At 62.2% G+C, this 22,513-nt stretch carries 17 protein-coding genes; all 17 read right to left on the bottom strand.

Annotation, left to right across the window (positions count from 1 at the left end):
• Positions 1-11 precede the first annotated feature (11 nt).
• The 17 genes from M0654_RS01385 to M0654_RS01305 all read right to left on the bottom strand — a co-directional run bounded on the left by M0654_RS01385 (position 12) and on the right by M0654_RS01305 (position 22,483).
• Positions 12-602 carry a 3'-5' exonuclease gene (locus tag M0654_RS01385; RefSeq protein WP_248681503.1) on the bottom strand — a complete coding sequence of 197 codons (591 nt, stop codon included), beginning with the start codon at positions 600-602 and terminating at the stop codon, positions 12-14.
• A 79-nt stretch (positions 603-681) separates the two neighbouring features.
• Entirely contained in the window at positions 682-2,841 is a 2,160-nt protein-coding gene (gene ligA / locus M0654_RS01380; RefSeq protein WP_248681502.1) for an NAD-dependent DNA ligase LigA, read from the bottom strand.
• A gap of 66 nt (positions 2,842-2,907) precedes the next feature.
• Entirely contained in the window at positions 2,908-4,581 is a 1,674-nt protein-coding gene (gene recN, locus M0654_RS01375) for a DNA repair protein RecN (protein ID WP_248681501.1), read from the bottom strand.
• A gap of 27 nt (positions 4,582-4,608) precedes the next feature.
• Positions 4,609-5,475 carry an outer membrane protein assembly factor BamD gene (locus tag M0654_RS01370; RefSeq protein WP_248681500.1) on the bottom strand — a complete coding sequence of 289 codons (867 nt, stop codon included), beginning with the start codon at positions 5,473-5,475 and terminating at the stop codon, positions 4,609-4,611.
• Between the two features lie 207 nt (positions 5,476-5,682).
• Positions 5,683-6,639 carry a UDP-3-O-acyl-N-acetylglucosamine deacetylase gene (lpxC, locus tag M0654_RS01365; protein ID WP_118849964.1) on the bottom strand — a complete coding sequence of 319 codons (957 nt, stop codon included), beginning with the start codon at positions 6,637-6,639 and terminating at the stop codon, positions 5,683-5,685.
• A gap of 253 nt (positions 6,640-6,892) precedes the next feature.
• Complete coding sequence (ftsZ, locus tag M0654_RS01360; RefSeq protein ID WP_248681499.1) at positions 6,893-8,686, bottom strand: cell division protein FtsZ; 1,794 nt, start codon at positions 8,684-8,686, stop codon at positions 6,893-6,895.
• Positions 8,687-8,769: 83 nt separating this feature from the next.
• Positions 8,770-10,101 (bottom strand): cell division protein FtsA, encoded by a 1,332-nt coding sequence (gene ftsA / locus M0654_RS01355; RefSeq protein ID WP_248681498.1) that lies wholly within the window; start codon positions 10,099-10,101, stop codon positions 8,770-8,772.
• Complete coding sequence (locus M0654_RS01350) at positions 10,098-11,030, bottom strand: cell division protein FtsQ/DivIB (protein ID WP_118849967.1); 933 nt, start codon at positions 11,028-11,030, stop codon at positions 10,098-10,100. The genes ftsA and M0654_RS01350 overlap by 4 nt, the downstream gene beginning before the upstream one ends.
• Positions 11,018-11,944, bottom strand: a complete 927-nt coding sequence (locus M0654_RS01345) for a D-alanine--D-alanine ligase (RefSeq protein ID WP_118849968.1) — start codon at positions 11,942-11,944, stop codon at positions 11,018-11,020. Before M0654_RS01345 ends, M0654_RS01350 begins: the two co-directional genes overlap by 13 nt.
• A gap of 361 nt (positions 11,945-12,305) precedes the next feature.
• Positions 12,306-13,280: a UDP-N-acetylmuramate dehydrogenase gene (gene murB / locus M0654_RS01340; protein WP_248681497.1), complete on the bottom strand. Its 975-nt coding sequence runs from the start codon at positions 13,278-13,280 to the stop codon at positions 12,306-12,308.
• Between the two features lie 2 nt (positions 13,281-13,282).
• Positions 13,283-14,692: a UDP-N-acetylmuramate--L-alanine ligase gene (murC, locus tag M0654_RS01335; RefSeq protein WP_118849970.1), complete on the bottom strand. Its 1,410-nt coding sequence runs from the start codon at positions 14,690-14,692 to the stop codon at positions 13,283-13,285.
• Positions 14,689-15,843, bottom strand: a complete 1,155-nt coding sequence (gene murG / locus M0654_RS01330; RefSeq protein ID WP_248681496.1) for an undecaprenyldiphospho-muramoylpentapeptide beta-N-acetylglucosaminyltransferase — start codon at positions 15,841-15,843, stop codon at positions 14,689-14,691. The genes murC and murG overlap by 4 nt, the downstream gene beginning before the upstream one ends.
• Positions 15,844-15,850: 7 nt before the next feature.
• Positions 15,851-17,005 (bottom strand): putative lipid II flippase FtsW, encoded by a 1,155-nt coding sequence (gene ftsW, locus M0654_RS01325; protein ID WP_118849972.1) that lies wholly within the window; start codon positions 17,003-17,005, stop codon positions 15,851-15,853.
• A 35-nt stretch (positions 17,006-17,040) separates the two neighbouring features.
• Positions 17,041-18,438, bottom strand: a complete 1,398-nt coding sequence (murD, locus tag M0654_RS01320; RefSeq protein WP_248681495.1) for a UDP-N-acetylmuramoyl-L-alanine--D-glutamate ligase — start codon at positions 18,436-18,438, stop codon at positions 17,041-17,043.
• A 6-nt stretch (positions 18,439-18,444) separates the two neighbouring features.
• Entirely contained in the window at positions 18,445-19,548 is a 1,104-nt protein-coding gene (gene mraY / locus M0654_RS01315; RefSeq protein ID WP_118849974.1) for a phospho-N-acetylmuramoyl-pentapeptide-transferase, read from the bottom strand.
• A gap of 29 nt (positions 19,549-19,577) precedes the next feature.
• Positions 19,578-21,011, bottom strand: coding sequence for a UDP-N-acetylmuramoylalanyl-D-glutamyl-2,6-diaminopimelate--D-alanyl-D-alanine ligase (locus M0654_RS01310; protein WP_248681494.1), 1,434 nt, complete (start codon positions 21,009-21,011; stop codon positions 19,578-19,580).
• Entirely contained in the window at positions 21,008-22,483 is a 1,476-nt protein-coding gene (locus tag M0654_RS01305) for a UDP-N-acetylmuramoyl-L-alanyl-D-glutamate--2,6-diaminopimelate ligase (protein WP_248681493.1), read from the bottom strand. The genes M0654_RS01310 and M0654_RS01305 overlap by 4 nt, the downstream gene beginning before the upstream one ends.
• Positions 22,484-22,513 lie beyond the last annotated feature (30 nt).

The raw sequence follows: 22,513 nt of genomic DNA, 5'->3' as shown, positions 1-22,513 counted from the left end.
GCAGCCTTGAGCTACTTCAACCGGATGGTGCAGGGAGCATAGCCGCCCGCGAAGAGCTGGCCGATCTTCATGCCGATCATAGATGGCACGTCGCGCACATGCGCGACCCCCAGCGAACGCGCAATCGCGATTGCCGCCTTGGCGCAGACCGCCGCGTCTTCCCCCGCATTGTGATGCGCAAACCGTAACCCGAGATGCTGAGCAAGGACGTTCAGCTTGTGCGATCCAAGGTGCGGCCAGACCTTTTGCGCCATCTTGACGCTGCAGAGGTAGGAAAGCTCCGGATAATGCTGCCGGTAGAGATCGAGGCAGGCGCGCCAGACGCTGAAGTCAAACGCAGCGTTATGCGCGATCATCGTCGCACCGCGAAAGTCATCGGCGAACTCGTCCATCACCTCGGGAAACTCGCCGGCATCCTCGACATGCTCCGGCCTGATGCCATGGACGGCTATGTTGAAGGAGGAGAAGCGCATGTCCTTCGGGCGGATCAGCCGCTCCTCGACCCGAACCACCTCGCCATCCTCGATCCAGGCAAGCCCGACCGAACAGGCGCTGCCGCGCTGTTCATTGGCGGTTTCAAAATCGATGGCGATGGTTTTCAATGGTCGGCCCCGTGTAGTCCCGCCCATTGCTTACAGACGCCGGAGCGATTCGGCAAAGATCAGCGACCGCAGCGGGCGCTCAACCGCCGATGAAGGCTAGCCACTCATCCTCGTCCATCACCGCAACGCCGAGCTCCCGCGCCTTGTCCAGCTTGGAGCCGGCCCCCGGCCCGGCCACCACATAGTCGGTTTTCTTCGACACTGACCCTGCCACCTTGGCGCCGAGGCTTTCCGCACGAGCCTTCGCTTCATCACGGGTGAACTTTTCGAGCGAACCAGTGAAGACCACCGTCTTGCCGGCGACAGGGCTGGAGCTCGCAGCCAATTGTTCGGCAGCCTGCGGCGTGACTTCGGCGAGCAGCCGTTCGATCACCTCGATATTGCGCGGCTCCTTGAAGAACTCGACGATCGCGCGGGCAACGACTTCCCCGATGCCTTCGATGGCGTTGAGGTCGTGCCATGCTTCGCCTGAGAAATCGGCCGCACTCTTCATGGCTGATTCGAAGCTCTCATAGGTGCCGTAGGCCCGCGCCAGAAGCTTAGCCGTCGTCTCCCCCACATGGCGGATGCCGAGCGCATAGATCAGCCGATGGAGCGCGATGTTGCGGCGCTCATCGATCGCGTCAAACAGCTTGCGGACACTCACCCTTCCGAAACCTTCGATATTCTCGAGCTTCGTCAGCGGAGATGCCTCCTGACGCTTTTTCAGCGTGAAGATGTCGGCTGCGGTGCGCACCTGCAGCGCCGGATCGTCGCTCTCAAAGAAGAAGTCGATCTGCTTGGCGCCGAGCCCCTCGATATCGAAGGCGGCGCGCGAGACGAAATGTTTCAGGTGCTCCACCGCCTGCGCCCGGCACACGAAGCCGCCCGTGCAGCGGGTGACGGAATCGAGCTTCCCCGTCTTCTCGTTTCTTTCGCGCACCGCATGGCTGCCGCAGACCGGGCATTTCTTCGGAAACTCATACGGGACGGCAACGGCCGGCCGCTTTTCCATGACGACATCCAGCACCTGCGGGATCACATCCCCTGCCCGCTGCACGATGACGGTATCGCCGACACGGATATCGTGCTCCTCCTCACGGATTCGTTCGCCGGAATTGCCTATGCCCTTGATGTAGTCCTCGTTGTGTAGCGTCGCATTTGTGACGACCACGCCACCCACCGTGACCGGCGTCAGGCGCGCGACAGGCGTCAGCGCCCCCGTGCGGCCAACCTGGATGTCGATCTTCTCCACATGCGTAAATGCCTGTTCGGCCGGGAATTTGTGGGCAGTCGCCCAGCGCGGCGAGCGCGAGCGGAAGCCCAGACGCGCCTGCAGGTCGAGCTGGTCGACCTTGTAGACCACGCCGTCGATCTCGTAGTCGAGATCGGGGCGCTTGAGGCCGATATCCTTGTAGTGGGCAATGATGTCTTCCACCGCGTTCAACCGCTTCATCAGCGGATTGACCGGAAAACCCCATTCCTTGAACTTCTCGACCATGCCCATCTGGGTGTCGGTCGGCATTTCCGACATCTCGCCCCAGGCATAGGCGAAGAATTTCAGGTTGCGGCTTGCGGTCACCTTCGGGTCAAGCTGGCGCAGCGACCCTGCCGCCGTGTTGCGCGGGTTCACATAGGTCTGCTTGCCCTCCGCCGCCATCTTCTCGTTCAATGCCAGGAAGTCGCTCTTGGTCATGTAGACTTCGCCGCGAACCTCCACGACATCCGGTACGCCGTCCGGCAGGCGGTTCGGGATCTGCTTGATCGTCTTGATGTTCTCGGTGACGTTCTCACCGGTGGTGCCATCGCCCCGGGTTGCGGCATTCACCAGCCGTCCCTGCTCGTAGCGGATCGACATGGAAAGGCCGTCGATCTTCGGCTCGGCAGTAAAGGCGATCGAGCCGTCCGGCAGGCGACCGAGGAAGCGGTAGACGGAGTTGACGAAATCGCGCACGTCCTCATCTGAAAACGTGTTGTCGAGCGACAGCATCGGCCGCGAATGGGTTATCGGCGCGAAGGTCGGCAAAGGCGCTGCACCCACCCTAATCGATGGGCTGTCAGCGCGCACCAGTTGCGGAAAACGCTTCTCGATCGCGTCGTTGCGGCGCTTCAGCGCGTCATATTCGGCATCCGAAATTTCAGGCGCATCATGTCCGTGATAAAGCTCGTCATTGCGCGCGATCTCTGCCGCGAGAAAGGCAAGCTCCGCTGCCGCCTCTTCTTCGCTGAGGTTTTCCACGGGTGTCTTTTCGGCAGACATGATGCGCGCTCCTCGAACTTGAGGAGTCGTTTTGTAGAGCAATTTTCAGCGATGGAAAGAGACGCCTCAGCCGTTTCCAGCAAGCAATCGCTTTGCCGCAGCCCGCGCCTCGTCTGTCACCGAAGCGCCGGCAAGCATGCGGGCTATCTCTTCGGTGCGATGCTCCGGCTCCATGGTGGCAACGCGGGTTGCAATCTTGTCGGAGCCTTCGCCGGCGGGTCCCTTTGAGATCAACAGATGCGTCGCGGCACGTGCGGCAACCTGCGGCGCATGCGTGACGGACAGCACCTGCACCTTGTCGGAAAGCCGCTTCAGCCGTTGACCAATCGCATCCGCGACCGCACCACCCACACCGGTGTCGATTTCGTCGAAGACAAGCGTCGGTGCCGAGCCGCGGTCGGCAAGCGCGACCTTGAGCGCCAGGAGGAAACGGGAGAGCTCGCCGCCCGAAGCGACCTTCATGATCGGCCCCGGCCGTGTGCCGGGGTTTGTCTGGACGTGGAACTCGACGGTATCGATCCCTTCGGCCGACGCCGCATCCGGATCGCTCGTCACCTCCACCATGAACCGGGCGCGTTCCAGCTTGAGCGCGGGAAGTTCAGCCATCACCGCGGATGCGAGCCCTTCAGCCGCATGACGGCGCTTCTGCGAAAGTGCACCGGCCGCTTGGTCAAACTCGGTCTTCGCTGCCGCAGCCACCTTCTCCAGCTCGGCGAGCTTTTCCTCGCCGGCATCAAGATCGGCGAGATCAGCAACCATCTTTTCGGCAAGCGCCGGCAGGTCGACAACCGCCACAGAATATTTCCGGCCGGCAGCACGCAGCGCGAACAACCGCTCCTCGACACGTTCGAGTTCCCGCGGGTCGAACTCGGTCCGCCGCAGCGCCGCCTCGACCTCCATTTGCGCATTCGACAGATGGTTGAGGGCCTGGTCGAGCAATTCGACCGTTTCCTCCAGCAGGCCCGGCGCCTCGTGGCTCTTGCGCTCGAGACGACGCACGAGGGAGGCGATCAGCGGAACCGGCGAACCGTTACCGTTCAGGAATTCGGAGGCCTCGGAAATGTCGCCAGCGATCCGTTCGACCTTCTGCATCCGCGAGCGCTGCTCGGCGAGTTCTTCTTCTTCGCCATCACGCGGAGAAAGCGCTTCCAGTTCCTCGACAGAGGCGCGGATGTAATCGGCCTCGCGCGCCGCGGCCTCTACCTTGGCACGGTGGGTCTTCAGAGCGCGGTCGGCATCGCGCCATGCGCGGTAGAGGCGCGAGACCTGCTGCACGTCGTCGCCAAGACCTGCGAATGCATCAAGGAGGTTGCGGTGCGCATCTGTATCGATCAGCGCTCGGTCGTCGTGCTGGCCGTGGATCTCAACCAACATCTGACCCGCCAGGCGCATCAATTGCACGCTGACCGGCTGGTCGTTGATCGAGGCGCGGGTGCGCCCGTCGGCAGACTGGATGCGCCGGAAGATCAGGTCCCCGTCATCGTCGATGCCGTTGTCGCGAAGAAGCGTGCGGAGCGCATGATTGGCGGGAACGTCGAAAACGGCCGTGACCTGGCCCTTGTCTTCACCATGCCGAACGAGGCCCCCGTCACCACGGCCACCAAGAGCAAGCGAAAGGCTGTCGAGAAGGATGGACTTGCCGGCGCCGGTCTCGCCGGTCAGCACGGACAGTCCGGCTTCGAAGGCGAGATCCAGCCGCTCGATCAGAACGATATCCCGGATCGACAACTGGATCAGCATGTTTCCTCAATCACGCGGTGCTTTGCCTCAAGCTCCGATGAGCTTTGCCCCGGCCCTGGAAATCCAGGAGCCGCGATTTTCGCGAGGCTGGACGCCTCCCGTCTGCAGCAGCTTGTAGGAATCCGCGTACCACTGGCTGTCGGGGTAGTTGCGGCCAAGCACGGCGGCTGCGGTCTGCGCCTCTTCCACGATGCCCATCGCAAAATAGGTTTCAACCAGACGCGCCAGCGCTTCTTCCACCTGGTTGGTGTTGGAATACTGCTCGACCACGACACGGAAACGCTGGATCGCGGCAAGGTATTCCTTGCGCTCCAGGTAGTAGCGGCCGATCTGCATTTCCTTGCCGGCAAGCTGGTCGCGCGCAAAGCGAATCTTCGCCTGCGCGTCTTCAACATATTCGGAATCTGGATAGTTGTTGACGACCTTGGTCATCGCCTCGATCGTGCTTCTGGCGGCGCGCTGATCCTGCGTCACGTCAGCGATCTGCTTGGAGTAAGCCAGGCCGACGAGATATTGAACGTAGCCCGAATCCTGCGACTGCGGATACTGGTTCATGTAGCGGTTGCCGGTGGCGATCGCGTCGTCATTGCGGCCGAGGCGATACTTCGTGAAGGTGCTCATCACGAGCGCCTTGCGGCCCCACTCGGTGAACGGGTTCTGGCGCTCGATGGCGTCGAACTTGCGGCTCGCTTCCGCCAGGTTGCCCGCCTTCATGTTGGCGAGACCCTGGTTGTACAGCACTTCCGGCGGTTCGGTCTGCAGGCCGAGCTTGGTGATGTCGATGTCCGGGTCAGATTGGCAGGCGGTAACGCCAAAGCCGGCGCTAGCGAGCACCATCGACACGAACGCGATTCTCGCGGCCTTACGCATTCCAACAGACCTTACATGGTTCATTCGACAGTTCCCGATCGTCCCGCGCGTCAAAACCCGCTGCCTAGGCAGGCGTTCTAGCCATAAAAGCAAAGGGAGAGCAACGCAATGCTGCTGCATTCATACATTTTTGTGGCACGCGGCGAGGTTATCGCCATGGGCGCAAAGAAAAGGCCGCTTCGGGTAGGAAGCGGCCAAGCAATTCGGCGAAGCCGACTGGAGATGGATTGATCAGGCAAACGATGGTGTCTGTTCCGGCATCTTCACCGGAACGAATTCGCTGGCGCGAACACGTGCCGAACGCGAAGACGGAGCCTCGACAATTTCGTAAGCCGTCGGATCGCTCATCAGCGCCTGCAGCGCCTGAGCGTTCATCTTGTGACCGCCACGATAGGAGCGGTAGCAACCGATGAACTGCGCACCAGCCAGTGCCAGGTCGCCCACGGCGTCCAGCGTCTTGTGACGGACGAACTCGTCCTTGTAGCGCAGGCCTTCGACGTTCACGACCGTATCGTCGTCAGAAATGACAACCGAGTTTTCAAGCGACGAACCCAGCGCGTAGCCGGCGGCCCACAGGCGCTCGACATCGCGCATGAAGCCGAAGGTGCGTGCCCGCGACAGTTCCTGCTTGAAGGCGGCAGCCGTCAGTTCGCCCTTCCAGCTCTGGCGGCCGATCAGCGGCGAGGTAAAGTCGATCTCGACCTCGAAGCGGGTGCCTTCATGCGGACGAAATTCCGACCAGGACGAGCCTGAGTCAATGCGAACCGGCTTCAGCACGCGGATGTAGCGGCGCTTTGCGCTGAGGTTGACGATGCCGACCTGTTCGATCGCATCGATGAACGGAGCAGAGCTACCGTCCATGATCGGCATTTCGGCGCCTTCGACTTCCACCACCACGTTGTCGATGCCAAGCGCATAAAGGGCAGCCATGACGTGCTCGATCGTCGCCACCCATTTTGCGGGCGAAGTGCCGAGAACCGTGCAAAGGTCGGTCGGGCCGACATGCGCGGAAAGGGCCCGATATTCAACGGAGCTTCCGTCTTCGAGCGTGCGGCTGAACACGACGCCAGTTCCGGCTTCGGCAGGCTGAAAGGTGATTCCGACAGTGGCTCCAGAATGCACGCCGGTGCCCTTGAGGCTAACCGGTGCGGCGATGGTGGTCTGGAAACCGAGCAATCCAATAGTCATTCTACTTGCCTTCTGTCGCGGACGCCCGCTCAGCGGAAGCCCGTTATTTCTGCGCCTCGCAGGCGGCCAAGCTTGATTCGACCGTGTGATTCAGGCGTCTTTTCATCCTCTATCTACGCACCCGCCCCGCGCATTCCAAATCACTGTTCGTTTCGGAATGTTACGATCCTAAGTCCATGTGGCTGTTGATGAAATGCACAAGGGCCCGATGCGTTCACACGGGCCCTCGTCACGTTTGATAACGGTCGTTAACTCAGTTCGACTGGCGGCGCAGGAAAGCCGGAATTTCGAGCTGGTCGTCTTCCTGGTGGCTTTGCGGAACCGCGCGGCCATGGTCGTCGAGATTGCCGCGGCGCGGCGCATACATGCTGGCTTCGGCCGAGAGCGGACGACGCTGTGCCACCGGTGCAGCCGGTGCCGCAGGCTCGACATGAGCCGGCTCTTCTTCCTCGCGGCGACCGAGCGAGCTCGTGATCCGCTTCAGAAGACCCATAGGGCCACGCTCTTCCTGGACATGCTGTACCGGCTGCGAACGCTGGTCCATCTCGGCTTTCACGATCGGCGGGAAGTCCTCGACTTTCGGCATGCGGACCGGCTCGACAGTGGCCGAAACGCTCGGAGCGGCCGGCTCGCGGAAGACCGGAGCGGCAGGACGCGGTGCGGCGGGCTGCTGCATGACCGGGGCCGGCTGCGGCTGGGCGGGGGCCTGAACCGGAGCAGGACGCGTCATGGCCGGAGCTTGCGGTTCTGCCGGAGCGGCAAACAGGCGGCTTGCCGGGCGGAACTCTTCCTGCTGCTGCGCGACAGGCTGCGGAGCCGGTGCGACGCGCTGAGGCTCGTTGATAGCCAGTTCGCGTTCCATTTCGGCTTCTGCGAGACGGATCTGCTCGGCGATCGGATCGACGGCCGGCTGCTGCTGGGCAACGGGCTGTGCGACCGGTGCCGGAGCGGCCTGCATGACAGGCGCAGGCTGCGGAGCCGGCTGATTCGGTGCAGATGCAGCCGGGATGGCAGCAGACGGACGGATGATCGGCTTAGACGCAGCGCGCATCTCTGCGGCACGCAGGTCAACCGATTGAACGCCACGGTCGATACCGGTTGCAACGACCGACACGCGGATGAGGCCTTCGAGCGCTTCGTCGAAGGTTGCGCCGAGGATGATGTTGGCATCCGGATCGACTTCTTCGCGAATACGCGTCGCTGCTTCGTCGACTTCGAACAGGGTGAGGTCGCGACCACCGGTGATGGAGATCAAGAGACCCTGGGCGCCCTTCATCGAGGTTTCGTCGAGGAGCGGGTTGGCGATCGCAGCTTCGGCAGCCTGCATTGCGCGGCCCGGGCCGGATGCTTCGCCGGTACCCATCATCGCACGGCCCATTTCGCGCATGACAGAGCGAACGTCGGCGAAGTCGAGGTTGATCAGGCCTTCCTTGACCATCAGGTCGGTGATGCAGGCGACGCCGGAGTAGAGAACCTGGTCGGCCATTGCGAAGGCATCGGCGAAGGTCGTCTTGTCGTTGGCGATGCGGAACAGATTCTGGTTCGGAATGACGATCAGCGTGTCGACCGACTTCTGCAGTTCCTGGATACCCGACTCGGCAAGGCGCATGCGGCGCTGGCCTTCGAAGTGGAACGGCTTGGTGACGACGCCAACGGTCAGGATGCCCTTGGAGCGAGCGGCTTCGGCAACAACCGGCGCAGCGCCCGTGCCCGTACCACCGCCCATGCCGGCCGTGACAAAGCACATGTGCGTGCCATGCAGGTGATCGACGATTTCCCCAATGCATTCTTCAGCGGCGGCGCGACCGACTTCAGGCTGGGAACCTGCACCCAGGCCCTCGGTAACCTGCACGCCCATCTGGATGACCTTGTCGGCCTTCGTCATGGTGAGCGCCTGGGCGTCCGTGTTGGCGACAACGAAGTCGACGCCTTCCAGGCCAGCGGTGATCATGTTGTTAACGGCGTTGCCACCGCCACCACCGACGCCGAATACGGTAATCCGAGGCTTCAGCTCAGTGATGTCTGGCTTCTGCAGCTTGATGGTCATTGCACCAGTTCCTTCTCTCTCAGGCCGCATCGCCGCCGGCCAATTCATGTCATGTCTTGCTGATGGTCGGGATTACCCGGCCGTCAAAAACTTTCCTTCAGCCACTGCCCCATGCGAGCGAGCCGGCCGTTGCTATTGCCGAGGGAGGCCATGAGGCCGCTCTGCGACGCATGCGTTTCCAGGTCAGCGACCTGCGGGTAGATCATCAGGCCAACGGCCGTCGAAAAGGCAGGCCCCTTGGCCGCCTGCGGCAGGCCGGAGACGCCCATCGGGCGACCGATCCGAACATTGCGCGCCAGGATCCGGCGTGCCGTTTCCGAAAGGCCTGTCAGCTGGCTTGCGCCGCCGGTCAGAACGACGCGCTTGCCAACGATCGGGCTGAAGCCCGACTTCTGGATGCGGTCGCGAATGAGTTCGAGCGTTTCCTCGATGCGGGCGCTCACGATGCGCGTCACGAGCGAACGTGGCACCTGGGTTGGCTGGTCGCGGTCGTCCTCGCCGATCGGCGGGACAGAGATGACGTCGCGTTCATCTGCACCATTGGCCAGTGCCGAACCGTGAACCACCTTCATGCGCTCGGCGTCTTCGATGCGGGTCGACAGGCCACGTGCGAGGTCGGTCGTCACGTGGTGACCACCGAGGCTGATTGCATCGGTATGGACAAGCTTGCCCTCCGCAAAAACGGAGATGGTTGTCGTGCCGCCGCCCATGTCGATGGCAGCACAGCCGAGTTCGACTTCGTCGTCAACGAGAGCCGCAAGACCGCTGGCATAAGGCGTCGCAACGATGCCTTCGACCGACAGATGCGCCCGGTTGATGCACAGTTCGAGGTTCTTCAGCGTCGCGCGTTCGGCGGTCACGACATGCATGTCGACACCGAGGTTGTCACCGTACATCGCCAGCGGGTCGCGGATGCCGCGTTCGCCGTCGAGCGAAAAGCCGGTCGGCAGCGAGTGAAGGATGGCGCGATCCTGGCGCAGCGAGCGCTGGCTGGCAGCAACCAGAACCTTCTTGAGGTCAGCGGCTTCGACTTCCTGGCCACCGAGATCGATGCTCGCGGTATAGACATCGCTTGCGAGGCGGCCGGCAGATACGTTGACGATCAGGCTGTCGACGGTGAGGCCTGCCATGCGCTCTGCCGCATCAACGGCAAGGCGTACGACACTTTCTGCTGCGTCGAGATCAGCAACCACGCCGGACTTCACGCCCCGCGAACGCTGATGGCCGATGCCGATGATTTCGATGTTATGGGTGCGACCCGGCAGGACCTGGCTTTCCGCCCGCGGCGTCAGCCGGGCGATCATGCAGACGACCTTGGTCGAGCCGATATCCAGTACAGACACGACATGGCTGCGCTTGGAAGAGAGCGGCTTCATGCGGGGCAGACCGAAATGAGACGATCCGAAAACACTCACGACTGCTCTCCCGCCTTCTTCAGCGCCTTGGCGCGCGCATCAACTGCCTCCTTGCGACGCTCAGCGGCAGCAGCCGTCAGCTGAACCGTCGCACGATCCTCCAGCCGCAGGTCCACCGAAGCGATGTCCCGCTGAAGGATCCCCTCTTCCTGCTCCAGCCGGCCGAGAACGGCGAGAGCCCGCTCAACATTGTTTTCCGGCAACTTCAGCACGACGCCGTTGTCGAGGTGCAGGTCCCAGCGACGACCGGCGACCCGGACGTAAGCTTTCACCCGCGACTTCAGCTCCGGCCAGGCAGCCATCGCTTCCTCGAAGGAGGCTGCAGCGCGCTCGGCGTCACGGCCAACGAAAAGCGGCAGGGAAGCAAACTTGTTGTCGCGAAGCGGCGCGATCACGCTGCCGTCCTTCTCGATCAGCGAAAGTTCCGAACCATGCTGCCAGATCCCGAAAGCCTGGCGCTCCTTCAGCATGACTTCGATCGTGCGCGGATAGACCTTGCGCACCTCGGCATACTGGACCCAGGGAAGCTCGGAGAGCTTGCGGCGCGCGGCATCGACGTCAAGCGCGACCAGCGACGTCGTGCCATCGAGGCCGAGAAGCTGGAGGATGTCGATCTCGGACGTCTGCTCGTTGCCGGAAACGCGAACATCTTCAATGGCAAAGCCGAGGGCAGCCGTGGTCGCCTGTGCGACTTCATGGCCATGGCCGCCAATCGACATGCCGTAGAGGCCGACCGCTGCCATGAAACCGAATGCGGAAAATGTGCCGACATGCTCCGGAATGTAGATGCGGCCGGTCGCGAGGCTGACGCAGAAGCGCACGACGCGACGCAGAGGGCGCGGCAGCACGCGGCGCTCATCGGCGCCGAGGTAAAGAGCCTGGGAACGGCCACGCGGCGAAGCCGCCTTCTTGCCGATCAACGCAAACACGTAGCATCCTCCACCATCCAACGGACGAGCTCACCAAAGGAATGACCTGCGTGTGCGGCCATTTCGGGCACAAGCGACGTCGGCGTCATACCTGGTTGAGTGTTGATTTCGAGCCAGATCAACTCGCCATTCTCGGAGAAGCGGTCGTCATAGCGGAAGTCCGAACGACTGACGCCACGGCAGCCCATCGCCTGATGCGCCTTGAGGGCCAGTGTTTGTATCTTCTGGTAAATATTCGGTGAAATCTGCGCCGGAATGACATGCTTGGAGCCACCGGCTGCATATTTAGCATCGTAGTCATAGAAGGCGTTGCCGGTCGGCACGACCTCGGTCACACCGAGCGCGACATCGCCCATGACGCCACAAGTCAGCTCGCGGCCATAGATGTAACGCTCAACGAGAACGCGATCACCATAACGCCAGTCGGACGAACCGATGACCTGCGGCGGATGAGATTGATTCTCCTGGACGATGACGACGCCGAAGGACGAACCTTCGCGCACCGGCTTCACCACGTAAGGCGGCTTCAACGGATGCACGTTGCCGATATCGAAGCGGTTCATCGCCTTGGCTTCAGCAACCGGAATACCGGCAGCCTTGGCCACATGCCGAGCCTGATGCTTATCCATGGCAAGCGCCGAGGCGAGCACGCCCGAATGCGTGTAAGGGATCTCGAGGTATTCCAGAATGCCCTGGATGGTGCCGTCTTCGCCATAGGGACCATGGAGAGCATTAAAAGCCACGTCGGGCTTCAACTCGGAAAGAACAGCCGCGACATTGCGATCAACGTCGACACGGGTGACCCGGTAACCCTCGCCTTCGAGAGCGTCCGCGCAAGCATTGCCCGACGACAGGCTGACAGGCCGTTCGGAGGAAAATCCCCCCATCAGAACAGCGACGTGCTTGTCGGTCATCGGTCACTCCTACAAAGGACTTCAGGCTAAAGCTCTGCGCTTGCGCCAAACTTGTTTCGGCCGACGATTCTGGCGGCTCATCAACGTGCTCCTATTGGTGCAGCAAAATGGTTAACAAATCGTTTACCTTGATTAATCCAGGACACTAAGGTGCTGACTTCCTTGGTATTATCAGGGAATGGAAAAGTTAACGCGAGATGGCGTGAGAGGCCTCCGAAGTGGCCGCCGCGAGAATCATGAGCTCGCTCGCTGACGCTGTTTCGAGGGTTCAGCGGACACCGGAAAGCTGAATCAAAATAACAAAAAAGCCCGCTAAGATTCTGACTTGGCGGGCCTTTCAGCGACTGACGGTTTGGGTGTTTTATTCGGTGGTAACGCCCTGGAACGGACGAACTTCCCGTCCCGGCATGAACACACCGAGGCGCTTGATCTCCCATTCAAGCTTGACACCGGAGTGTTCGAAGACACGCTGGCGCACCATCTCGCCGAGATATTCGAGGTCGTAGCCGGTCGCGTGGCCGATATTGATCATGAAGTTGCAGTGGAGAGACGACATTTGCGCCCCGCCGTTCATCAGGCCACGACCACCCGCGTCGTCGATCAGCTTCCACGCCGAATGACCTTCCGGGTTCTTGAAGGTCGAGCCTCCGGTCTTCTCCTTCACCGGCTGCACCGTCTCGCGGTGCTGTCGCACGGCATCCATCTCCGCGCGGATCTTGCCGCGTTCTTCCGGGTACCCTTCGAACACCGCGTGTGTGAAGATCAGGTCCGCCGGGGCCGCAGAATGACGATAGGTGTAGCCCATGTCGGCGTTCGACAACACGTGCTTGTTTCCCTGCCGGTCGAGCGCGTGGACTTCCACCACCCTCTCCCGCGTTTCGGTCCCGTTGGCACCCGCGTTCATGCGCAAGGCTCCGCCGATCGAGCCAGGGATGCCGTAGTAGAAGGCAAAGCCGCCGATGCCGTTGTCCATGGCCATCGCGGCGATATGCTTGTCCGGGCAGATGGCACCGGCCTTGATGCGGTTCTCGCCGGCAAGCTCGACCTGGCCAAATCCCTTGGCAGACAAACGCAGGACGACGCCCGGAATGCCGCCGTCGCGGACGAGCAGGTTCGAACCGACGCCGACCACCGTCAGCGGTACGTTGGCCGGCAGTATCTGCAGGAAGGTCGCGAGGTCCTCCACGTCGTGCGGCTGGAACATCAGTTCCGCCAGACCGCCCGCCTGGAACCACGTCACCCGGTCCATGGGGGCATCCGGCGTCAACCGGCCACGCAATTTTTCTACGCCGCTTCCCAGCGACGCCAGCAGCTTTTCCCCATTTACCTGTTTCATTCTCACTGTCCCGAAACGCTTTCCAGTTCCTTGGGCAGCGCTGCCGCCCATTGGGTGATGTTACCTGCTCCCAGAAGAACCACGAAATCACCCGGTTTCGCAATGCTGGATACGATGGACGCAAGTTCCGTTGAAAGTTCCATGTAGCGCGCGTCGCGGTGGCCTCCAGAGCGGATGCGCGATACCAGCGCTTCCGAATTGGCGCCTTCGATCGGCTCCTCGCCGGCGGCATAGACTGGTGCCAGGATGATGCTGTCGGCATCGTTGAAGCAGGTGGCGAAATCCTCGAACAGGCTCGACAGGCGCGTGTAGCGATGCGGCTGGTGCACCGCGATGATCCGACCCTTGCAGGCTTCGCGCGCGGCCTTCAGTACCGCCTTGATTTCCACCGGATGGTGGCCGTAGTCATCAAAGATCGAGACACCGTTCCAGGTGCCCGTCAGCGTAAACCGACGCTTCACCCCACTGAAGTTCGCAAGCCCCTTGCGGATATTGTCTTCGGAGATGCCGAGCCGGTTTGCGACGGCAATCGCCGCCGTGGCGTTCGAGATATTGTGGCGCCCCGGCATCGGCAGCGCCAGGTCCTTGAAATTGAAGACCTTGCCGGTACGACGGCGCCGGATCTCGACGTCGAAGATGGCGCGCGTGCCTTCCATGCGCACGTTGGAGAATCGCGCATCAGCCTGCGGGTTCTCACCATAGGTGACGATCTTGCGATCCTCGATGCGGGCCACGAGAGCCTGCACTTCCGGATGGTCGATACACAACACGCCAAAGCCATAGAATGGCACGTTCTCGACGAACTGCCGGAAAGCGTTCCGCACGGCGTCGAAGCTGCCGTAGTGGTCCAGATGTTCCGGATCGATATTGGTGACAATCGCGACATCGGCCGGGAGTTTCAGGAAGGTGCCGTCCGATTCGTCGGCCTCGACCACCATCCACTCGCCCTCACCCATGCGGGCATTGGTGCCATAGGCATTGATGATGCCGCCATTGATGACAGTCGGGTCGAGCCCACCCGCTTCGAGCAGCGTCGCGACCATCGAGGTTGTCGTCGTCTTGCCATGCGTGCCACCGATGGCGATCGCATTGCGGAAGCGCATCAGTTCGGCCAGCATTTCCGCGCGGCGCACGATCGGCAGCGACTTTTCACGCGCGGCGACAAGCTCCGGATTGTCCTTCTTGATCGCGGTGGAAACAACGATCACTTCGGCATCGCCCAGGTTGTTCGCCTGATGGCCAACGAAGACCGGTATGCCCTTGTCACGCAGGCGCTGGACGTTGGCGCCATCCGACTGGTCAGACCCCTGCACCTTGTGACCAAGGTTGTGCAGCACTTCGGCAATGCCGCTCATGCCGATCCCGCCGATGCCGATGAAATGGACGAGCCCGATGGCCTTCGGCATCTTCATGCGTGTACTCCCGCGTTTTGCGTCGCTTTGCCCAGCGACGCCTTAAATTCCGTAACTGACTTACGCTCTGCGATAACCGCGACCATGTCCGCAAGCAAGTCCGTCGCGTTCGGATGCCCGGCAGACTTGGCCGCCGCCGCCATTCTTTCCAGCTTGTCCGGATCCTTCATGGCACCGGAGATGATGGAGGCAAGCTTTCCCGGGGAAAGATCAGATTGCTTCACCACCTTGGCGCCACCGGTTGCGACCAGCGCTTCGGCATTGGCCGCCTGGTCGTGATCAAGGGCGTGCGGATAGGGCACGAGAACGGACGGTCGCCCGATCACCGCGATCTCGGAAACAGTTGAGGCGCCGGAACGGCAGATGACGAGATGCGCCATCGCAAGTCGCTCCGCCATGTCGGAAAAGAACGACGAGATATCAGCCGGCGAATTGAGCTTGGCGAAGCAGGAGGTCACCCGGTCCTTGTCCTCCGGGCGCGCCTGCTGCGTCACGACGAGGCGATCGCGTTCCGCGTCACTCAGCAGGCTCAGCGCCGTCGGGATGGCTGAAGAGAAGAACTGCGCGCCTTGGCTGCCGCCGAACACGACCAGCCGGAAGGGATCGGTACCGCGAGAGGCGACATAAGCCGTTTTGGCCGCTTCCAGCACCGCCGGACGCACCGGGTTGCCCGTTGTCACGGTCTTTCCGGCATAAGCACCCTTGTCCTCGGGCAGGAACCCGCCGGCGATCGCCTGAACCTTCGACGCTAACATCTTGTTGGCGCGCCCCATGACCGCATTCTGCTCGTGGATCATCGAGGGAACGCCAAGCGAGGTCGCAGCCAGCAGCGGCGGCACGGTCGGGTAGCCACCGAAGCCGACGACGGCGAGCGGCTTCAGCCGATTGATCAGGCGGCGGGCGGCGCGAAGTCCCGTCCACAGCTTCCAGCCGGTGCGCAACATTGCGACCGGATTCTTCGATGCAAAAGTGGCCGAGGGAACGACATGGATCTCGTCTGCGGGAAACTTGCCCGCAAAACGCTCTGCGCGGCTGTCGGTCACAAGGTGAACCGCGTAGCCACGCGCCTTCAACTCGTGCGCCAGGGCCTCCGCAGGAAACAAATGGCCGCCGGTTCCCCCGGCGGCTAGCAGGATGATACCCTTGCTCATCTAAAACTCACTCCGCCGGCACACTATGGCTGACCCGGAACAGGCTGCGTTCTTGCGCCCGCTTCTCCGGTCGATGGCGCGTCAATGCCAGGATGAAGCCTGCGGTCACACCGATCGCAATCATCGATGAGCCACCGTAGGAAATCAGCGGCAGGGTCATGCCCTTGGCCGGCATGAGTTCAAGGTTGACCCCGATATTGATCATCGACTGCATGCCGATCTGGAGAACGAGGCCGGCGACGGCAAAGCGGTTGAAGTCATTGCCCTCCTTGAAGGCATGGTTCAGTCCGCGAAGCACGACGAAGGCGAAGATCGCAACAAGCGCCATGCAAAAGATAATGCCGAATTCTTCCGCGGCAACCGAGAAGATGAAGTCCGTGTGGCTGTCGGGCAGGATGCGCTTCACGACGCCTTCGCCGGGACCCTGGCCGAACCAACCGCCCTGGAGGATCGCCTCATGCGCTGTTTCGATCTGGAAGCGGTCGCCCTCGCCGGTGAGGAACTTGTCGAAACGCGCCGTGACGTGCGGCAGGAGATAGTACGCGGCGACCATGCCGCCGACACCACACCCGCCCAGCAAGAAGATCCAGAGCCACGGCATGCCGGCCATGAAGAACATGCCGCCCCAGACGACACTGGTCAGAATCGTCTGGCCAAGGTCGGGCTGCGCCACGAGCAAGGCCGCGACGATGCCGAACAGGATAATTGCAAAAAGATTTCCCGGAATTTCCGGCTGGCGCGCGTGCTCCGCAAACAGCCATGCGCAGACAACGACGAAGGCCGGCTTCATGAATTCAGAAGGCTGGATGGAGAAGGCGCCGATGCCGATCCAACGGCGTGAACCCTTGACCTCGACCCCGACGAAGAGCGCCAGCACCATCATCGCAAGCGAGATGAGCAGGAGGATGATGGCCGTGCGCCGCACCTGGCGCGGAGTGAGGAACGAAAGGCCGATCATCACCGCCAGAGACGGGATGATGAAGAATGCGTGGCGCTCCACGAAGTGGAAGCTATCCAGCCCGATACGCTCGGCAACTGCGGGTGACGCGGCAAACGACAGCATGAAGCCGATGCCCATCAAAAGGATGAACGCGACGAGGAAGAAACGGTCGATCGTCCAGAACCAGTCTGCGAGCGGCCCACGATCTGCGCGGCTTACCATCGGTTTTCCTTTCCGTCCCTGATCGACCCGAGTGGTCAGGTCGGTTCAATGAGCATGGTGACATCCTTTAGCCCGGCAACGAGACCAACGAAGGCATCGCCGCGAACCTCGAAATTCTTGAACTGGTCGAAGCTTGCACAGGCTGGCGACAGCATCACGGCGGATGCAAGGCCATCCTCACCGGCATCTGCCGCAGCGTGGGCCACCGCCTTCTCCAGCGTGCCCGAAATCTCGTAAGGCACCGCCTCGCCAAGCGTCGCAGCAAATGCCGGAGCTGCTTCTCCGATCAAATATGCCTTGACGATACGCGGGAAGAGTGGAGCGAGGCTGACTATGCCACCTTCCTTCGGAAGGCCGCCCGCGATCCAGTAGATCCGTTCATAGCTCGACAAGGCCGGCGCCGCGGCGTCAGCATTGGTGGCCTTGGAATCGTTGACGAAGACCACCTGCCCGCGCTTGGCCACCGGCTGCATGCGGTGCTTCAGGCCCGGGAAGGATTTGAGCCCGGAGCGGATCTCGTCCGCGGAGACGCCCACGGCAAGGCAGGCGGCGATGGCGGCGGCTGCATTCTGGGCGTTGTGGCTTCCGCGCAGGGTCTGGATGCCGTCGAGATCCACGAGAGCGGAGGATGCACCGGCATGCGCTTCGATGATCCGGCTCCCTTCGGCATAGAGACCTTCGGCGACCACGTTGCGCTTCGAGATCCGTTTCACGGCAACACCAGCGCGCTCCACCCGGTCGGCGATGAGCGCACAGAAGGTGTCGTCGACGCCGATCACCGCCGTCTTGCTGCCGGCAACCAGACGCTCCTTCACCTCGGCGTAATGCTGCATCGTCCCGTGGCGATCGAGGTGATCCGGCGTCAGGTTGAGCAGGATGCCGGCCGTCGGGTTCAGCGTCGGCGCCAGGTCGATCTGGTACGACGAGCACTCAACGACATAGAACCGCTGGTCCTTCGGGGGGTCGAGCGTCAGGATCGCCGTTCCGATATTGCCGCCAAGCTGCGTGTCGCGGCCGCTGGACTTCAAGATGTGGGCGATGAGCGCCGTCGTCGTGGACTTGCCGTTGGTGCCGGTAATGGCAATCAGCGGGCAGTCCGGCGCATGCGCCCGGCGCTCCCGCACGAAAAGCTCCACGTCGCCGATGATCTCGACGCCTGCGGCGCGCGCCAGGTCGACGCTCCAATGCGGCTTCGGATGCGTCAGCGGCACGCCGGGAGACAGGACAAAGGCACCCTGCGCCGCCCAGTCAATGCCCCGCAGGTCCGCCGTCGTGAGCCCTTTCGCCACCGCCTTTGCAACGCTGTCGGGATTGTCGTCCCAGGCCGTGACGTCCGCACCACCGGCGACAAGCGCCTTCGCCGTCGCAAGGCCAGAGCCTCCGAGACCAAAAAGCGCGACCTTCTTGCCCTTGAATGTCGTGACCGGAATCATGGGCCTTTACCGCAGCTTCAACGTGGAGAGGCCAAGGAGCGCGAGGCCAACCGCAATGATCCAGAAGCGGATCACGACCTGGCTTTCCGTCCAGCCCAGCTTCTCGAAGTGGTGGTGGATCGGCGCCATCAGGAAAACGCGCTTGCCGGTCATCTTGAAGAAGCCGACCTGGATGATGACCGACAGCGTTTCCATAACGAAGAGGCCGCCGATGATCGCCATGACGATCTCGTGCTTGGTGGCAACGGCTACCGAACCAATCAGGCCGCCGAGCGCCAGCGAGCCCGTATCACCCATGAAGATGGCAGCCGGCGGCGCATTGAACCACAAAAAGCCAAGCCCGGCGCCAATCACGGCGCCAAGGATCACCGCCAGTTCGCCCGTGCCGGGCACGAAGTTGATCTGCAGGTAACCGGCGAAAACGGCATTACCGACGAGGTAGGCAATGACGCCGAAGGAGGCAGCGGCAATCATCACCGGAACGATTGCAAGGCCGTCGAGTCCGTCGGTCAGGTTCACGGCGTTGCCAGCTGCGACGATCACGAAGCCGCCGAAGATGACAAAGAAGATGCCGAGGTTGAGGAACAAGTCCTTGAAGAAGGGAAAGGCCACCGAGGTCCCGAGGTTGGGATTGGCGGTCTGGCCGGTGGTCATCGCCATGCGCATCATGAAGAAGGTCGCGATCCCTGCGATGACGAACTCGATCCCGAGGCGCGCCTTGCCGGAAAAGCCCTTGTCGGTCTGCTTCGTCACCTTCAGGTAATCGTCATAGAAACCGATCGCGCCGAAGCCGAGCGTCACGAGAAGCGTGGCGACAACATAGATGTTGGAAAGGTCTGCCCAGAGCAACGATCCGCCGAGGATGCCGGCGAGGATCATCAGCCCGCCCATGGTCGGGGTGCCAGCCTTCTTGAAATGCGTCTGCGGTCCATCAGCGCGAATCGGCTGTCCCTTGCCCTGCCGCACGCGCAAGGAGGCGATCATCTGCGGACCGAACATGAAGACGATGAAGGCGGAGGTGAAGAGCGCGGCGCCTGTACGAAAGGTGATGTACCGGAACAGGTTGAAGAATTGAATCTTGTCCGCCAGTTCCACAAGCCAGATCAGCATTCAGCGCCCTTTCTTAAGCCGCTTCGAATTCACGAGAGGCGCTCCGTGTCGGAGAATGCCGGATAGTTGTCAAGCAGCGCCGCCACAATCTTGCCGAAGCCAATCCCAAGCGAAGACTTCACCATCACCACATCGCCGGGCCGCACCGATCGAACGACGAAATCAGCAAGCGCTTCCGTCTGGAGCTCATGATGCACATCGACGCTCGGCGGCAGTGCCTCCTTGAGCGCCGTCATCTCCTCGCCTGCCAGCCACACATGTTCGATGCCGGCCGCGAGAATCGGACCGGCGAGCTCTTCATGCACCTGAGCTGAGAATTCGCCCATCTCGAGCATGTCGCCCAGAACGGCGATCCGGCGTCCGCCAGCATCGGGCTCTGTCGAAGCCAAAAGTGCGACGGCGGCACGAACCGAGGCCGGGTTGGCGTTGTAACTTTCATCGATCAGGGTCAGGCGCCCGTCGCCGATCCGCAACTGGTGGCGTTCGCCCCTGCCCTTGACCGGCTTTAACCCGGCGAGCGCATTCCTTGCACCGGTCATGTCGGCCCCGAGCAGGAAGCAGGCGCCCAAAACCGCCATGCCGTTTTCAGCGATATGGCGGCCGGGCGCACCGATATGCACTTCCGTCGTCTCGCCGTTCACCACAGCCCAGATCGTCGACGTTTCTGCGTTGCCCTCGAAGTCAACGAGGCGGAAATCAGCCTTCGCATGCTGGCCGAAGCTGTAGATATGCGAAACACCCACCGCCTGCGCCTGCTCGTCGAGGAAACCGAAGTGCTGGTTGTCACGGTTGAGGATCACCGCGCCGCCAGGCTCCACGCCTTCGAAAATCTCGGCCTTCGCTGCTGCGATTTCTTCGAGGTTCTTGAAGTGGCCAAGATGCGCAGCGGCAATGGTCGTGATGATGGCGACATGCGGGCGCACCATCTTCACGAGAGGCCGGATCTCGTCGGGGTGGTTCATGCCGATCTCGAACACGCCGAAGGCGGTATCCGCCGGCATGCGGGCGAGCGTCAGCGGCACACCCCAATGGTTGTTGAAGGAGGCAACGGCGGCATGAACCTTGCCGGACGCCGCCAGCGCGTGGCGCAGCATTTCCTTCGTCGTCGTCTTGCCGACGGATCCCGTGACGGCAACGATACGTGCGGCGTTGCGGGCGCGCGATGCAACCGCCAGCCGCCCAAGCGCCGCCAGCACGTCGTCCACGACGATCATCGGGATGGTCAGCTTGCCCAGCGCCGGCAGTTTGCCTTCCGACACGACGATCAGCGCCGCCCCATTGGCTACCGCCATGCTGGCATAGTCATGCCCATCAACGCGATCACCCTTGATGGCGAAGAAGGCCTCGCCCTCGCCGATCGACCGGCTGTCAATGGAAATGCCGGTAATCCCGGCCGGCAGACTGCCGATTGGGCGGCCTTCCATCGCGGAAACGAGGTCGGCGGAGGTCCAGAGAAAATTCAAGATGCAACCTCCTCCAAGGCTTTGCGGACTTCAACGTGATCGGAGAACGGCAGCACCGTCGCCCCGACCGTCTGGCCTTCCTCGTGTCCCTTGCCGGCAACGATCAGCGTATCACCGGACCGGAGCATGCCGACGGCTTCGCGGATTGCCCTTGCGCGGTCGCCGATCTCGATGGCGCCCGGCGCAGCGGCCATGATTTCCGAACGAATGACCTCAGGCACTTCGGAACGCGGGTTGTCGTCAGTGACGATCACCACGTCGGCCAGTCGCGTGGCGACCTCGCCCATGATCGGGCGCTTTCCCTTGTCGCGGTCGCCGCCGCAACCGAACACGACGATGACGCGGCCAGTGGTGAACGGCCGAACCGAGGCCAGCACGTTTTCCAGCGCGTCAGGCTTGTGGGCATAGTCGACATAGGCGAGCGCCCCGTCCCTCGTCTGGCCGACGAGTTCGAGCCGTCCGGATGCACCGACCAGTTTCTCAAGTGCGGCCATCGCAGTCGCGGCAGGAACACCGGTCGACATGGCAAGTCCGGCCGAAACGAGAGCATTGGCGACCTGGAAATCGCCGGCAAGCGGAATGTCGACTTCGAAAATTTCCGTGCCGACATGGATCTCGGCCATCTGCTTGTGGCGGAAGTGCTCGACGCGCTTGAGGCAGAGATAGTCACCGGCCCGTCCGACGGTGCGAACATCAAGACCGGCTGCGGTGGCGGCGCGGATTGCTTCCTTTGACCAGGCATCGTCCGAGAAGATGACGGCCGGTCCACCCTTCGGCATCAGCGTGTCGAACAGCCGCATCTTGGCGGCCATGTAGTCCTCGATCGTCGGATGGTAGTCCATGTGGTCACGGCCGAGATTGGTAAAGCCCGCCGCGGCCAGCTTCACACCGTCGAGCCGGCTCTGGTCGAGACCGTGGCTGGAGGCTTCCATCGCAGCATGCGTAACGCCTTCGGCGGCGAGTTCCGCCAGGAGCTTCTGCAATTCCACCGGATCGGGCGTCGTCAGCGAACCGTAGTCATTGCGGGTGGGCGACACGACGCCGGTCGTGCCGATCTGTGCCGCAGCGTGGCCGGCAAATGCCCAGATCTGGCGGGTGAAGGAGGCGACCGAGGTCTTGCCCGCCGTGCCCGTCACGGCAACCATGGTTTGCGGCTGCGCACCAAAGAAGCGAGCGGCCGCCAGCGCCAGCAAGCGACGCGGATTGGAAACAGCAAGCACGGGGATACCGGCATCTGCCGGCTGCGATGCAATGGCGGCGACTGCGCCGCGCGCAGCCGCATCCCCGATGAAGGCCGAGCCGTCAGCCTTCGCCCCGGCAAGGGCGGCAAACAACGTGCCTGGCACTGCCTTGCGGCTGTCGGAGGTCAGGCCGGTGATCTCCAGGTCGCCCGCCGGCCCAGCAAGGAGCTCCGCGAGTTCCGGCAAATCCTGACCTGCGAGGTCTCTGAGCTTCTTCGGCTGTGTAGTCATCTGAAAACGGTCCCCACGAATCGTGTGCCG

The sequence above is a fragment of the Neorhizobium turbinariae genome, from assembly GCF_023223505.1.
GTDB lineage: Bacteria > Pseudomonadota > Alphaproteobacteria > Rhizobiales > Rhizobiaceae > Neorhizobium > Neorhizobium turbinariae.
This window is presented reverse-complemented; position numbering and strand designations above follow the sequence as displayed.

Excerpts from the sequence above, each read along its gene's own strand:
- ligA (WP_248681502.1), bottom strand. The coding sequence starts at position 2,841 with ATGTCTGCCGAAAAGACACCCGTGGAAAACCTCAGCGAAGAAGAGGCG.
- murD (WP_248681495.1), bottom strand. The coding sequence starts at position 18,438 with ATGATTCCGGTCACGACATTCAAGGGCAAGAAGGTCGCGCTTTTTGGT.
- mraY (WP_118849974.1), bottom strand. The coding sequence starts at position 19,548 with ATGCTGATCTGGCTTGTGGAACTGGCGGACAAGATTCAATTCTTCAAC.
- M0654_RS01345 (WP_118849968.1), bottom strand. The coding sequence starts at position 11,944 with ATGACCGACAAGCACGTCGCTGTTCTGATGGGGGGATTTTCCTCCGAA.
- M0654_RS01305 (WP_248681493.1), bottom strand. The coding sequence starts at position 22,483 with ATGACTACACAGCCGAAGAAGCTCAGAGACCTCGCAGGTCAGGATTTG.
- murG (WP_248681496.1), bottom strand. The coding sequence starts at position 15,843 with ATGAGCAAGGGTATCATCCTGCTAGCCGCCGGGGGAACCGGCGGCCAT.
- murC (WP_118849970.1), bottom strand. The coding sequence starts at position 14,692 with ATGAAGATGCCGAAGGCCATCGGGCTCGTCCATTTCATCGGCATCGGC.
- ftsZ (WP_248681499.1), bottom strand. The coding sequence starts at position 8,686 with ATGACCATCAAGCTGCAGAAGCCAGACATCACTGAGCTGAAGCCTCGG.
- lpxC (WP_118849964.1), bottom strand. The coding sequence starts at position 6,639 with ATGACTATTGGATTGCTCGGTTTCCAGACCACCATCGCCGCACCGGTT.
- M0654_RS01370 (WP_248681500.1), bottom strand. The coding sequence starts at position 5,475 with ATGAACCATGTAAGGTCTGTTGGAATGCGTAAGGCCGCGAGAATCGCG.
- recN (WP_248681501.1), bottom strand. The coding sequence starts at position 4,581 with ATGCTGATCCAGTTGTCGATCCGGGATATCGTTCTGATCGAGCGGCTG.
- ftsW (WP_118849972.1), bottom strand. The coding sequence starts at position 17,005 with ATGGTAAGCCGCGCAGATCGTGGGCCGCTCGCAGACTGGTTCTGGACG.
- murB (WP_248681497.1), bottom strand. The coding sequence starts at position 13,280 with ATGAAACAGGTAAATGGGGAAAAGCTGCTGGCGTCGCTGGGAAGCGGC.